At 63.0% G+C, this 13,949-nt stretch carries 12 protein-coding genes; 4 read left to right on the top strand and 8 right to left on the bottom strand.

Going from position 1 to position 13,949, the window contains the following annotated elements; all coding sequences use genetic code 11:
* The first annotated feature begins 11 nt into the window (after nt 1-11).
* The 4 genes from E4Q23_RS07515 to E4Q23_RS07500 all read left to right on the top strand — a co-directional run bounded on the left by E4Q23_RS07515 (nt 12) and on the right by E4Q23_RS07500 (nt 5,886).
* Complete coding sequence (locus E4Q23_RS07515) at nt 12-1,553, top strand: MraY family glycosyltransferase (RefSeq protein ID WP_169066058.1); 1,542 nt, start codon at nt 12-14, stop codon at nt 1,551-1,553.
* A 12-nt stretch (nt 1,554-1,565) separates the two neighbouring features.
* A complete protein-coding gene (locus E4Q23_RS07510) occupies nt 1,566-2,006 on the top strand; it encodes a low molecular weight protein-tyrosine-phosphatase (protein WP_169066057.1) in 441 nt (146 codons plus the stop codon).
* Between the two features lie 284 nt (nt 2,007-2,290).
* Nucleotides 2,291-3,490 carry a polysaccharide biosynthesis/export family protein gene (locus tag E4Q23_RS07505; RefSeq protein WP_169066056.1) on the top strand — a complete coding sequence of 400 codons (1,200 nt, stop codon included), beginning with the start codon at nt 2,291-2,293 and terminating at the stop codon, nt 3,488-3,490.
* Between the two features lie 134 nt (nt 3,491-3,624).
* Nucleotides 3,625-5,886, top strand: coding sequence for a polysaccharide biosynthesis tyrosine autokinase (locus E4Q23_RS07500; RefSeq protein WP_169066055.1), 2,262 nt, complete (start codon nt 3,625-3,627; stop codon nt 5,884-5,886).
* On the opposite strand, the gene rlmB is transcribed toward E4Q23_RS07500, so the two are convergent.
* From rlmB to E4Q23_RS07460, 8 genes are all read right to left on the bottom strand, one after another.
* The gene (gene rlmB / locus E4Q23_RS07495; RefSeq protein ID WP_169066054.1) at nt 5,883-6,644 is read right to left on the bottom strand and encodes a 23S rRNA (guanosine(2251)-2'-O)-methyltransferase RlmB; all 762 of its coding nucleotides are present in this window, start codon (nt 6,642-6,644) and stop codon (nt 5,883-5,885) included. The genes E4Q23_RS07500 and rlmB overlap by 4 nt on opposite strands.
* 96 nt (nt 6,645-6,740) lie before the next feature.
* Nucleotides 6,741-7,817, bottom strand: coding sequence for a carboxysome shell carbonic anhydrase domain-containg protein (locus E4Q23_RS07490; protein ID WP_211203672.1), 1,077 nt, complete (start codon nt 7,815-7,817; stop codon nt 6,741-6,743).
* 21 nt (nt 7,818-7,838) lie between these two features.
* Complete coding sequence (locus E4Q23_RS07485) at nt 7,839-9,146, bottom strand: sulfate adenylyltransferase subunit 1 (RefSeq protein ID WP_423753322.1); 1,308 nt, start codon at nt 9,144-9,146, stop codon at nt 7,839-7,841.
* Complete coding sequence (gene cysD, locus E4Q23_RS07480) at nt 9,146-10,066, bottom strand: sulfate adenylyltransferase subunit CysD (RefSeq protein WP_169066052.1); 921 nt, start codon at nt 10,064-10,066, stop codon at nt 9,146-9,148. The genes E4Q23_RS07485 and cysD overlap by 1 nt, the downstream gene beginning before the upstream one ends.
* A gap of 42 nt (nt 10,067-10,108) precedes the next feature.
* On the bottom strand, nt 10,109-10,834 hold the full coding sequence (locus E4Q23_RS07475) for a phosphoadenylyl-sulfate reductase (RefSeq protein WP_169066051.1): 726 nt from the start codon (nt 10,832-10,834) through the stop codon (nt 10,109-10,111).
* On the bottom strand, nt 10,831-11,358 hold the full coding sequence (locus tag E4Q23_RS07470) for a DUF934 domain-containing protein (RefSeq protein ID WP_169066050.1): 528 nt from the start codon (nt 11,356-11,358) through the stop codon (nt 10,831-10,833). The genes E4Q23_RS07475 and E4Q23_RS07470 overlap by 4 nt, the downstream gene beginning before the upstream one ends.
* Nucleotides 11,351-13,069, bottom strand: a complete 1,719-nt coding sequence (locus E4Q23_RS07465; RefSeq protein WP_169066049.1) for a nitrite/sulfite reductase — start codon at nt 13,067-13,069, stop codon at nt 11,351-11,353. Before E4Q23_RS07465 ends, E4Q23_RS07470 begins: the two co-directional genes overlap by 8 nt.
* 64 nt (nt 13,070-13,133) lie before the next feature.
* On the bottom strand, nt 13,134-13,910 hold the full coding sequence (locus tag E4Q23_RS07460) for a sulfite exporter TauE/SafE family protein (protein WP_169066048.1): 777 nt from the start codon (nt 13,908-13,910) through the stop codon (nt 13,134-13,136).
* Nucleotides 13,911-13,949: the final 39 nt, after the last annotated feature.

The following is a 13,949-nucleotide window of genomic DNA, read 5'->3' as shown; positions in this document are numbered from 1 at the left end:
TGGAGGTGGCCATGGAACTGGCCGTGTTGTTTGCTCTCTGTGTACTGATTTCTGGCGTAGCCATCCGGCTCGCTGCGAGCCTGGCCAACTACTTGGGAGTCGTGGACCGCCCCGGTGGGCATAAGCAACACGAAGCCAGTACGCCATTCGTCGGTGGGGTGGGAATCCTCGCCGTTCTGTTCAGCTTGTTCCTTTCGTTCGATCCCTTGTTTGGCAGTCTTGGTCTTGTCGCGCTGCAAGGCATTTTGATTGGTGCTCTGATCCTTTTTGTTACCGGTCTTGCCGATGACATTGTGCACCTCAGCTTCAAGCTGCGTTTCGCTGTTCAGGCGATGGTCGCCCTGTCAATGGTTTTTGTCGGCGGCGTCGAGTTGCTGTCTTTCGGAGAACTTCTTCCTGGCTTGCGGTTCGATCTCGGTTGGCTGTCCATTCCGTTGACGATTCTCGCCACTGTCGGACTGATCAATGCGGTGAATATGATCGACGGGATCGACGGGTTGGCGGGCTCGCTAAGCTTGGTGAGCCTGGCACTTACCGGCCTGGTGGCTGTTTTCGCGGGCCAGGGTGCGTATGTCGTTCTCGTCGTTGCGCTGGGCGCCGGCTTGGCAGGCTTCCTGTACTACAACCTGCGCTATGCGGGAAAATGTCGGGCGCGGGTGTTTCTCGGTGATAACGGCAGCATGGTGCTGGGCTTCGTGTTCGCCTGGTTGTTCATCGCCCTGTCGCAGGGGGACTCGCCGGCGATGACCCCGGTGACCGCTTTGTGGCTGTTTGCGCTGCCGCTGATGGATACGGTTGGCGTCATGCTGCGGCGCATCTGGCTGCGCAAGTCGCCTTTCCGAGCCGACCGTCACCACTTGCACCACCTTTTCGTTCGTGCCGGATATCGGGTCTGTGACATCGTCGCGTTTGCCGCGCTCGCGCAGCTTTCCCTGGGTCTGATCGGTGTCGCTGGCCTGCTGCTGGGGGTTCCCGAATATCTGATGTTCTGGCTCTTCCTGATCGTTTTTGGGGCTTATTTGCTGGTGATTCTGCGCCCATGGCGGTTGGTGCCCGAACTGCGCCGGATCAATCGTGCGCTTGGCCTTCCCTCGGTTCATGTACACGGAATTTTTGTTGGCTACGTGCGTCGGGAGAAGTTTCCTGATCTGCTTGGCTTGATAGGCGAGCGCTTGGGTGGCAGCCGCTATGACTACCAGCTGAGCGTGTACCAGACTGACTGCTCGGCGACCGATGGCCGCAACGTCTATTGTGTGGTGCATGTTCCGGCGAACGGCGATGAGCACCTGATCGGCAAAGTTCAGCGGGATGTGTCGGCAATGAAGAAACACTTCCTTCGGTGGCACGGTGTCGATGTTCGCCTTTTCATACGCCGTCAGGACGAGAACGACTTACGTTCCAATGCGCTGCTCGAAGGCGGGACGATCGGCAGCCAACGTCGGCACGACGAGCGGCGTAGCGTGCGCAGCACACTGATCTACTCCATGGAGCGCGGCGGCGGGATGATGAACGGCGGCGCAGTGGGCTTCGAAGTCAGCGTGCCTCCGACGTGAGGGAGCGCTGAGATGTTCAACAGAATTCTCACCGTGTGCACGGGAAACATTTGTCGCAGCCCCGCGGCCGAGTTTTTTCTTCGGCAACGGATTGAAGCCCTCGGTCGACCGGTTGAGACCCAGTCAGCGGGTATCGGTGCGCTGGTCAACCACCCCGCCGATGAGACGACCTGCGCGATGATGCAATCGCGCGGCGTCGACCTCAGTGCGCACCGAGGCCGCCAGTTGGTCCGTGAGCGCCTGCGCTGGGCCGAGCTGGTTCTGGTGATGGAACAGCATCATCGCGACGCGGTGCTGGCGCTGGACCCCGCTGCCCGCGGCAAGACCTTCCTGCTCGGGCACTGGACGAATACCGAAATCCCTGACCCCTATCGGCGCGGCGACGAAGCGCACGCGGAAGCGTTGCGCCTGATCGAAGCCGCAGTCAAGCCCTGGGTCGAAAAGCTCGGCTGAACTAGCCGAGAAGCCGCGTTCGCTATTGCGCGGGGGCGTGAAATAGCGCACGTGCAATCGCCCCGAGCGGCGTTATCGTGCGGGTGTGATTCGCGACTCCCACAGCACCAAGAACACTTCCGGCGCCGTGTTGTGTAAAGGGCCGTGGCGTCTCCAATAGCTATGCACGGTGCCGAGCGGGTGGCTGCATTTGCGGTGCCTGTGTTCGGAATGTAAACTTCCTGGCGTTTTGTTCCCCAGGGACGCTGACGAGAGCACGAACGAATGGAAACGAGGAGCTAAGTATGGAAATGTCGCCTGTGGTGCCTGGTCGAATCCGGCACCTCTTGATCGCTCTTGCCGTCAGCGCTCTGGCAGGCTGCAGCCTTGTGCCCGGTAACCAGAGCTACAGCGACCGCGACGAGTCTGCGGTGATGTTGCCGGTCCAGCAGGGAGACGCTCTGGTACCGGAACACATCAAGATCAAGCCGATTACTGCCGAACTGATCGTCGACATGTTCAAGGCAGCCCGACCGCCCATCGGTGACGGCACCAGCGTTGCCAGGAAGGCGACGGAGAGCGCGCCGCGTTCCGGCGGCAAGGGTTCCGGACCGACGCCCGAGTACAAGCTTGGGCCGGGCGACATCATTTCAATCATCGTCTGGGATCACCCCGAGCTGACCATCCCGGCCGGCAGCTTCCGTACCGCTGAGCAGGCGGGCACCGTTATCGCCGATGATGGAACGATCTACTTTCCGTACGCCGGAGTGGTCAATGTCCAGGGCAAGACGACCGGCGAAGTGCGCAGGATTTTGTCGGTAAAGTTGGCAAAATTCATCGAGCAGGTGCAGCTCGACGTGCGCATGGTGGCTTTTCGCAGCCAGCAGGTCTATGTCGTTGGCGAGGTGAGCAAACCGGGTATCCAGCCCGTGACCGATATTCCGATGACGGTAATCGAGGCGGTCAACCGCGCCGGTGGTTTCACGCCGGAGGCCGACTACAGCCGAGTGCTGCTGACTCGTCGTGGCAGCACCTACCTGGTCGATATCCAGGCAATGTACGACTACGGTGCGACGGCACAGAATGCCTTGCTGGAGCACGGCGACATCATCAATGTCGCGGACCGCAGCTACAACAAGATCTTCGTGCTCGGCGAAGTCGTTCGGCCGGGTTCGCAAGTAATGAACAAGAAGCGCTCGACGCTCGCCGAAGCGCTCAGCGACGCTGGCTATATCAGTCAGACGACTGCCGACCCACGCTGGATCTATGTCATGCGCGGCGATACCGAGACTCCGGAGCTCTTCCATCTGGATTCCCGTCTTCCCGACGCCATGTTGCTCGCCGATCGCTTTCCGCTGCGGCCGCGCGATGTTGTCTATGTCGATGCGGCGGCAGTCGTTCGCTGGCAGCGCGTGATCTCCAATATCCTGCCGACGGCGACGATGCTTAATCTTACCAGCCAGACGCAGTATCCGCTTTTCGGCGCGAGACAACCGCCGTACTGATCTCGACGAGTTTTTTTTCCGCCGCAGGCCTGTCGGGGGCTGACCAAGCCGCCGGCTAAGCTCCCCCGCAAACGCCTGCCTAACACGCTGAGCCGCCCAGCCATGACTCTGGCGGCGGCAATCACGGACGATCCATGAACAACGACCAGTCACAGACCTCTTTCAACGCGCCCGGTGTCGCCGGCCGGTCAGACGCTCAGGCGCAAGCGCAGCCGATGCAGCAGATGTCCTCGGAAGATGAGGACGAGGGCCTGGCGCTTGGCGAGATCATTGCCGTGCTCATTGACTACCGCTGGTTGATTGCCGCGGTGAGCCTGTTGGCACTCGTTCTTGGCCTGGCTTGGGTGGTGGTGGCGAAGCCGGTCTACCGGGCCGATGGTCTCTTGCAAGTCGAGGAGAAAAGCTCCGGAATGGGTTCCCTCAAGGCCCTGCAGCCGCTGTTGGGTGACGACACAACGGTCTCAGCCGAACTCGAAATCCTCAGCTCGCGGATGGTCCTGGAACGGGTGGTCAGCAAGCTGAAGCTGGACATTGTGGCCGTTCCCAGAACCCTGCCCTTGATTGGCGGTGCGGTCAGCCGGCGCTACCAAGGTGATGAACCGAATTCGCCATGGCTGGGCCTGTCGAGTTTTGCATGGGGTGGTGACCGCATTCAGGTCGATTCGCTCGACGTTCCGCGACCAGCTCTGGATCAGAGGCTCACCCTGGTCGCGGGTGACGACGGCGCTTTCGAAGTGCTGGATTGGGAGGATCAGCCGGTCCTCAAGGGTGAAGCGGGGACGCGTGCCAGTAACCAGGATTACTCGATTTTTGTCGCGCAGCTCCAGGCGCGGCCAGGAACACAGTTTCGGCTGATGAGACTTTCCGCCGAAACAGCCGTGGCCAGTTTGCGCAAGAACTATTCCGTCAAGGAGCGCGGCAAGAAATCCAGCCTCGTGGAGCTTAACCTCTTGGGAGGAGATCCCGGGCAGATTGGTATTGTTCTCGACGACATCATGAACACCTATGTTCGGCAGAACGTCGAACGGCGTTCGGCCGAAGCCGAGAAGACCTTGGCCTTTCTCGAAACCCAGCTTCCCGCTCTCAAAACACAGGTCGATAGCGCCGAGGCGGCGTACAACAACTATCGTCAAAGCCGTGGTTCGCTCGACTTGAGCCTGGAGACACAGGGCGTGCTGAAGTCCCTGGTCGAGGTCGAGAACGCCGCCGTGTTGCTCAAGCAGGAGCGTGATGAATTGCGCCAGCGCTTCACTCCCGAGCATCCCAGGATTCAGGCGATGGATAACAAGTTGCAGCGTCTCGCTGAGCGTCGCAAGGCTTTTGACGCCGATGTTGCGGCCTTGCCTGATACGCAGCAGACGGTTCTACGTCTGGCGCGCGATGTCGAAGTCTCGAACAGGCTCTATACCGAGTTGCTTAATACCGCCCAGCAATTGCGGGTGTCAAAGGCCGGGACGGTTGGCGACGTGCGCATCATCGATTCGGCGGCAGTCGCTCGCCAACCCGTCGGCACCGGGCCGGCCGCGATTCTGGGTATTGCCCTGCTTCTCGGCGTATTGCTGAGCATGGTCATCATTTGGCTGCTGCGGGCGCTGCGTGTGGTTGTCGAAGATCCCGAGATCATCGAGTCGCAACTCGGCCTGCCGGTCTATGCAACGGTCCCGCACAGCAAGACCGAAGTCGATTTGCACCGCAAGGCAAAATCCGGTGTCGGCGAGCTGCTGGCCGTCGGGTTTCCGGAAGACGACGCGGTCGAGAGCCTGCGCGGCCTGCGCACGACGCTGCACTTTGCCCTGCTCGACGCAAAACGCAACTCGCTGTTGATCACCGGTTCGAGCCCCGGCCTCGGCAAGAGCTTCATTTCCAAGAACCTTGGTGTCGTGCTGGCGCAGGTCGGCAAGCGCGTGGTGATCGTCGATGCCGACCTGCGCCGCGGGCATATCCACAAAGAGTTCGGCAGGGAGCGTGCGTCGGGAATCTCGGAGTACGTTGCCGGGCAGGTTTCGCTGGACGCGATTCTGAAAACGACTTCGGTCGCCAACTTGTGGGTGATCTCTACCGGCCAGATCCCGCCCAATCCTTCCGAACTGCTGATGCACGAGCGCTTTGTCACCTTGCTGACGCAACTCGGCGAACGCTTCGACACGGTCATCGTCGATGCGCCGCCGGTGCTGGCCGTTTCCGATGCGGCGATCATCGGCCGTCATGTCGGTGCCACGCTGATGGTCGCCCGCTCGGGAAAGCACCCGATTCGCGAACTCGAGCAAGCGGTCAAGCGCCTCAATCAGGCGGGTGTCGAAGTCAAGGGCTTCGTCTTCAACGACCTCAATGTCAGCCGCCAGCGCTACCGCTACGGTTACAAAGGCTACGTCTACCGCTACTCGTACAAGGATTAGTAATTGCCGGAATTGCTGGCTGGCCCGCGCCGTCGTCGCGCCTCGTAGAGGCAGACGCCGGTGGCGACCGAGACATTGAGGCTGGCGACGGAGCCGAGCATCGGGATGTTGACCAGTTGGTCACAGGTCTCGCGCGTCAGGCGGCGCAGGCCGTCGCCTTCGGCGCCGAGTACCCAGGCGCAGGCCGTGGGCCACTGGGCGCTGTAGAGATCGTCCTTGGCGTCGGCATCGGTGCCGACGATCCAGATTTCCCTTTCCTTCAGTTCGCGCAGCGTGCGTGCGAGATTGGTGACCGTGACGTAGGGGACCGTCTCGGCGGCACCACTGGCCACTTTCACGGCCGCCTGTGTCAAGCCAACGGCACGATCCTTGGGTGCGACGACCGCGTGCGCGCCGACGGCATCGGCAACCCGCAGGCAGGCGCCGAGGTTATGCGGATCCTGAATACCGTCGAGGATCAGCAGGAAGGCTGGTTCGTCGAGGGTGTCGAGAACGTCGTCGAGAGTCACGTGCCGCGGCGTCGCATCGACCGTGGCGATCACTCCCTGGTGCCGGGCGCCTGGCGCCATGGCCTGCAGTCGCGCGCCGTCCACCGGAAGGATGCGCACCGTGGCGAACTCCGCCTGGCGAACCAGATCACGCAGGCGAGCATCGTGGCGCGCGGCGTCGACGTAGATTTCACGTATTGCGCCGGGGTCGTGACGCAGTTTGGCGAGCGTCGAATGGAAGCCGAAAATCAGGCGTGAATTCTGGGACATGATAGGCAAGGCCGGTAGATAGAGGGCGCGATTCTAACAGCTTGCCGCCACGCCCTGTCGCTTGGCTGGCTGTCACCAGGTGCCTGGCGCACGCGGCTACTGCTTGCTGGCGATCGCCTCCAGGGTTCGCGAGCGCCAGTCGAGGACCGCCGTGCGCGTTGTCATCTGCTCGCCCAGGCGGGGAAATTCGCGGCGAATGACGTCGGCGGCGAAGCTCGACAGGAAGCTCGACTTGAGCTCCGCCCGCGCGCGGTCTACGCCGATTTCCTCGTACGGTACCGACGCCAGGAGCAGAAAGCCATCATCCGGAATCCGTCCGGCCTGCATGTTCGCTTCGATGATCCCGGCCGCCTTGCGGATCGGGACGTCGAGATTGGGGCTGTAGGGGCCGATGATCAAGGCGACATTGGGCGTGTGCAGGAAATCGAAGCCACGCCCGAGACAAATCGTCCACTCGCGGTGCTCGATGTCCAGCAGGCGCTCGCGACTGCGGATCTGCGAGCGTACGCTCTCGATATGTTCGAGATTGCCGTGCAGCAGCGGCAGCAGATCGGCGCGCATCTGTGCCGGCATGTCGGGCAGCAGGGCGGCGAGGCGTTGTTCGAGCGCTGCCCGGTCGGCGGCGGTCAGTTTCGCCAGGTGCAACTGCTCGCCAGTGGTGCCGTGGATCACCAGTGCGTCTTCGTCGGTTTCGAAACCGCAAACCAGCGGATAGACGGTACCGTGGTCGCTGCCGAAGATGTGTTCGACCTGGCGGCGTATCTCGTAGGTATGGGCGATGGCTGCCGCCGTGTCGTAGTCGAAGCCGGCACAACCGCGCCGTGGCTCGCCCTGCGAGTAGTGGTAGGTGACCAGGAAAAGCACATGCCGTCCGGCGTTGACGACGCGCTGCACATGGTGCGCGAGCACTTCGCCGAGGTGCGGCCAGCCGAGGTCGAAGATCCCACCGAGGTTGCGAAAAGGCATCAGCAGGCCGACCGGGGTGTTGGTCGCCACCGGGATGTTGATGCGCCCGTCCATGCACTTGAGGACGGCAATCGCCGTCGGGTGCTCGGCCTGATAGCGCTGGCGTGCCAGCCAGGCTTCCGGGCTGCGGTACATCGCTGCATGGCGCTCGGCCAGGCCGAACAGCCAGGCTATGCGTTCGGCGATTGGCTTTCCGTGAATATCCATGACCACAGCAGGCCGTGCCGATCAGAGAATCATGCCGGCGCCGATGGTGTTGTTCGAAGATTCGTCGATGACGATGAAGGCGCCGGTGCCGCGGCTTTCCGCGTAGGGGTCGGCAAAAATCGGCTGCGCCAGTTTGAAGCGCACGCGGGCAATGTCATTCATCACCAGCCGCTCGCACGCCTGCTGTTCCATGGTGTTGATGTCGATCCGGTAATCGATGCCGGCGAGCATCGCCTTGCTATCGCGGGTGGTGTGACGAATGAGGTATTTGCGGCGTGGATCGAGCGCTGCTTCGGCCAGCCAGCAGAGCATGGCGTCGATCTGTTTGCTGAGCGTCGGCAGTTCGCCGCTCTTGACGATCATGTCGCCGCGCGAGATGTCGATCTCGTCTTCGAGGAGGAGGGTCACCGACTGCTCGGCGGTGGCACAGGGCAGTGACTCGGCGAGCACCTGGATGTCCTTGACGCGCGTCTCCAGCCCCGAGGGCAGCACCGTCACCGCGTCGCCGATGGCCAGCTCGCCGGACTCGACACGGCCCATGAAGCCGCGATAATCGTGCAGTTCCGGATTGGCCGAATCCTGCGGACGGCACACATATTGCACCGGGAAGCGGAATTTCTCGGCGTGTGCGCTATGGACTGCCGGCACCGTTTCGAGGGTTTCGATGAGGCTCGGCCCGGTGTACCAGTCGAGTCGCGTGCCGCGCTCGACGATCATGTCGCCGTGCAGCGCCGACATCGGCATGAAGCGAATGTTCGCGATCCCCAGTTTGCCGGCAAAGGCCAGATAGTCGGCCTTGATGCGGGCGAAGATTTCTGGCGAGTAGTCGACCAGGTCCATCTTGTTTACGGCCACTACCACCTGCGGGATGCCGAGCAGGTGCGCTATGTACGAGTGGCGGCGGGTCTGCGCGAGAACGCCCCTGCGGGCGTCGATGAGGATGATCGCCAGGTCGGCCGTCGACGCGGCGGTGACCATGTTGCGCGTGTACTGCTCGTGGCCTGGGGCGTCGGCGATGATGTATTTGCGCGTGCCGGTGGTGAAGTAGCGATAGGCGACGTCGATGGTGATTCCCTGTTCGCGCTCGGCCTGCAGGCCGTCGGTGAGCAGCGACAGGTCGACAACATCCAGCCCGCGTTTTTCGGACGTGCGCTGCATGGCGTGCAGGGTGTCGGCGAGAATCGTCTTGCTGTCGTAGAGCAGGCGGCCGATCAGCGTGCTCTTGCCGTCGTCGACGCTGCCGCAGGTCAGAAAGCGCAGCAGGCCGTTGTCGGGGGCATCTTCGAGGGGGAGTGCTTGCATGGGTTCAATGGTGTCGATTGCGGACATCAGAAATAGCCTTCCTTCTTGCGTTGCTCCATCGACGCGTCCGAGGTCTGGTCGTCGAGGCGGGTGGCGCCACGCTCGGTGATCGTCGTGATTGCCGTTTCGGCGATGATCTTGGCGACGCTGTCGGCGTCTGACTCGACCGGCGCCGTGCAGGTGATATCGCCGACGGTGCGAAAGCGAACCATCACTTCTTCCACCACCTCACCGGGCTTGACCGGTGTCACCGCGGTGACCGGCAGCATGCCGCCGCTGCGCCGGACGATGGGGCGGCGGTGCGCGAAGTAGATCGATGGCAGGGCCAGTCGCTCGCGCTCGATGTACTGCCAGACGTCGATCTCGGTCCAGTTCGAGATCGGGAAAACGCGAATGTTTTCGCCTTTGAAGCTGCGTGCGTTATAGAGGTCCCAGAGCTCGGGGCGCTGGTTCTTGGGGTCCCACTGGCCGAATTCGTCGCGGAAGGAAAAAATTCGCTCCTTGGCGCGTGCCTTTTCCTCGTCGCGGCGCGCACCACCAATGCAAGCGTCGAAACCGAATTCCTCGATTGCTTCGAGCAGGGTTATCGACTGGTGCTTGTTGCGCGGTTCGTCGGCGGACTTGAGGACCACCGTGCCGCGCGCCATCGAGTCCTCGAGCGAACGCACGATCAGCCGCTCGCCGAGCTCGGCGGCGCGCTGGTCGCGGAAGTCGGTGACTTCCTGGTAGTTGTGGCCGGTATCGATATGCATCAGCGGGAACGGGAAACGGCCTGGGCGAAAGGCTTTCTCGGCGATACGCAGCATGCAGATCGAGTCCTTGCCGCCGGAGAACAGCAGCACCGGGTTGCTGCATTGGCCGGCAACCTCGCGCATGATGTGGATGGCCTCGGATTCGAGCCAGTCGAGATGGGAAAGGGTGACACTAGAAAGTGCTGTGCTGCTCATGATTGACCTGTGTGATTCATCGGTTGTTTGTCGGTGCGGGTTTCAGGTGCGCTTGAGGTGCAAGCCGCATTCCTTCGAGTCGGGATTCTCCCACCACCAGCGGCCGGCGCGTACATCTTCTCCCGGCGTGATCGCGCGCGAGCAGGGCGCGCAGCCGATGCTCGGGTAGAACTGGTCGTGCAAGGCGTTGTACGGTACCTGCTGCTGCTTGAGGTAGGCCCAGACTTCGCGTTCGCTCCATGCTGTGAGCGGGTTGAATTTCTCGAGCCCACCGCTGCCGACGTCGAAACTGCGCAGCGGCAGGTCCTCACGAGTCGCCGATTGCTGCGCGCGCATGCCGGTGATCCAGGCCTTGCGGCCAGCCAGCGCGCGTTGCAGAGGTTCAACCTTGCGGAAATGGCAGCAGCCCTTGCGCAGCTCGACCGACTCGTAGAAAGCGTTTATGCCGTTCTCACGCGTCCATGCCTCGGCCAGATCGTGGCGCGGATAATACAGGCGCAGCGCCAGGCCGTAGTGGCTCTTGACCTTGGCGATCAGCGCGTAGGTCTCGGCCGGCAGGCGGCCGGTGTCGAGCGAGAAGATCTCGATGTCGAGCCGCTCGGTGACGATCAGATCGGTGAGCACCATGTCTTCGGCACCGAGACTGCTGGCAAAAGCGGCCGGCGAGAAATCGTCGGCGATTGCGCGCAACAGGCGGCGCGCGCCAGCGACTTTGCTGGCCAGCGCGTCGAGCAGCGCGGGGTCGTCGAGTGTGCCGAGGTGCTTCATGCCGCCTCCTGGCCGCGTGCCGTGCGCCGGCGGAACAGCGGTTGCGGCTGGTCGACCGCCGCCTGGTAGGCGTCGCTGAAGACCGCCAAACCGGCGAGCGCTTTGTCGATGTCCTTGTCGGCACGCAGGGCGTAGGCGTCGATACCGCAGCGGCGCATGAAAAACAGCTGGTCCTGCTGCACGTCGCCGAGGGCGCGAATCTCGCCGCGGTAGGCGTAGCGCTCGCGCAGCAGGCGGGCGCTGGAGTAGCTGCGGCCGTCGGTGAATTTCGGGAAATTGACGCCGATCACCGCCAATCGGTCGAGGTCGTCGGCCAATGCTTCCGGGCCCTCGCCGGCGTCCAGCCAGACGCCAGGCGCCAGGCCTGCGGCGACGATCTCGTTCCGGCGTGCCAGCCAGACGGCCAGCGGCAGCAGCGTCGGCGCGGCAGGCAGGGCGACGGCTTCCGGTGTTTCTCCTTCGGCCAGCGTCAGCACCTGCCAGTGGTCTTCGACGATCTGCGTATTCTTGATGATCCTAGGCATTGACGATTTCCTTTGCTTGGCTTTCCTTGCCGGCGACCTTGGCCGTGCGGCGCCGGTCGCGGCCGGCGTAGGCGCGTGCCTTGAAGGGCTCGATACCGACGCGCTGCCAGGTGTCGATGAAGCGCTCGCTGGCGGTGCGCTGTTCGAGATAGACGGCGATCAGGGCTTCGATGACCTCCGGCACTTCCTGGGCGTAGAAGGAAGGGCCGATGACCTTGCCGATGATCGCGCTGTTGCCCTGTTGGCCGCCGACGGTGATCTGGTACCACTCCTCGTCGTTTTTGTCGACGCCGAGAATGCCGATGTTGGCGACATGATGGTGACCACAGGAGTTCATGCAGCCCGAGATGTTGAGCGAGATGTCGCCGATGTCGTAGAGATAGTCGAGGTCGTCGAATTTGTCGTTCACCGCCTCGGCGATCGGTAGCGAGCGCGCATTGGCCAGAGCACAGAGGTCGCCGCCAGGGCAGCAGATCATGTCCGTCAGCAGACCGATGTTGGCGGTCGCCAGGCGCTGGCCGCGGGCGAGTTGCCAGAGCTCGTGCAGATCGCCGAGCTTGACGTCGGAAAGGATCAGGTTCTGTTCATGGCTGACGCGCAGTTCGCCGAAGCTGAAGCGGTCGGCGAGGTCGGCGACGGCGATCATCTGCGTGTCGCTGATGTCGCCGGGAGCGACTCCCGGCGCTTTCAGCGACAGCGTCACGGCGGCATAGCCCGGCGTCTTGTGAGGGTGCACGCAGCGCTTGACCCAGTTGGCGAAAGCCTTGTCGGCAGTCAGGCGGGCGTTGTGCGCGGGGTCTTCGGCAGGCAGCGTCTCCCAGGCCGGCGGCTCGAAGTGGCCGGCGATACGCTCGAACTCGGCGTCGGTGACCGTCGTCTCGCCGTCGCGCAGATGCGCCCACTCGGCCTCGACCTGGCGCGCAAACTCCTCGCTGCCGAGCGCCTGCACGAGAATCTTGATACGCGCCTTGTACATGTTGTCGCGGCGACCATAGCGGTTATACAGGCGCAGGATGGCCTCCAGGTAGGAGAGGATGTGCCGGCGCGGCAGAAACTCGCGAACCACCTTGCCGAGGATCGGCGTGCGCCCGAGACCGCCACCGACGAGGACCTTGAAGCCGATCTCGCCACGCTCGTCGCTGACCACCTCGAGTCCGATGTCGTGCGCCCGGATCACTGCGCGGTCCTGTGCCGCGGCATTCACCGCGATCTTGAACTTGCGCGGCAGGAAGGCGAATTCCGGATGGAAAGTCGACCATTGCCGCAGCAGTTCGCAGTACGGGCGCGGGTCGACCAGTTCGTCCGGCGCGACGCCGGCAAAGTGGTCGCTGGTGATGTTGCGGATGCAGTTGCCCGAGGTCTGCACGGCGTGCATTTCGACGCTCGCCAGCTCGGCCAGGATCTCCGGCGTTTCCTCGAACTGCGGCCAGTTGAGCTGCATGTTCTGGCGGGTCGTGAAGTGCCCGACGGCACGGTCGTAGCGGCGCGATATTTCGGCCAGCTTGCGCAGCTGCGCCGACGAGAGCATGCCGTAGGGGATGGCGATGCGCAGCATCGGACCGTGCCGCTGGATGTAAAGGCCGTTCTGCAGGCGCAGCGGACGCAGCTCGTCGTCCGAGAGTTCACCCGCCAGATGGCGCTCCATCTGGCCGCGATACTGGCTCACGCGCTGGTCAATCAGTTGTTGGTCAGTACTGTCGTAGCGATACATGGGTCGCTCCTTATAAGAATGAAGTCATGCCTGCCATTCCCTGGATCAGGCCGGGCACGGGCATCTACTGGGCGATCAGCTTGCCGCCGATGACGAGCAGCATGCAGGCCAGGATGGGGCGAAGAATACGGTCCGGGATTTTCGCCGAGGCGTGGCTGCCGAGCCAGATTCCGGGCAGCGAGCCGAGCAGCAGGCTGCCAAGCAGCGACCAGTCGATGCTGCCAAGCAGCCAGTGCCCGAGGCCGGCGACCAGGGTCAGCGGCACAGCGTGCGCGAGGTCGCTGCCGATGATGCGCAGTGTCGGCAGCCGCGGGTAAAGGTAGAACAGCACGGCGACGCCGAGCGCCCCGGCGCCGACCGATGAAACGGTGACCAGGACGCCGAGCAGTGCGCCGACGGCAATGGTGATCGGTGCTCGCAGCTGCGTATGGGCGCTGTCATCAGCGTGGGCCAGGGCGTGGTTCTGCAGCTTGTGGCGGAAAATGATCGCCCCGGCGGTGAGCAGCAGGGCGATGCCCAGCGAGACCGAGATCACGTGCGAAACCTCGTCGCTCTGCTTGGGCAGGAAGGACAGCGCCCAGATGGTCAGCAGCGCGGCGGGAATACTGCCCGTCGCCAGCAGACGGGTGATGCGCCAGTCGACATGGTCCTTCTTGGCATGCACGAAAGTGCCGCCAGCCTTGGTGATTGCCGCATACAGGAGATCGGTACCGACGGCCGTTGCCGGGTGGATGCCGAAGACCAGCACCAGAAGTGGGGTCATCAGCGAGCCGCCACCAACGCCGGTGAGCCCGACGATGGCGCCAACGACAAAGCCCGACAAGGTGAACATCCAGTCCATCAAGGATCCGCTCTAGCGAAAATGAGCGCGCATGGTAGC

Origin of the sequence: Candidatus Accumulibacter phosphatis, from assembly GCF_012939955.1 — a bacterium.
GTDB classification, from domain to species: Bacteria; Pseudomonadota; Gammaproteobacteria; order Burkholderiales; family Rhodocyclaceae; genus Accumulibacter; species Accumulibacter delftensis.
Note: the sequence above shows the minus strand (reverse complement) of the source record. Positions and strands in the feature narration are given on the sequence as shown.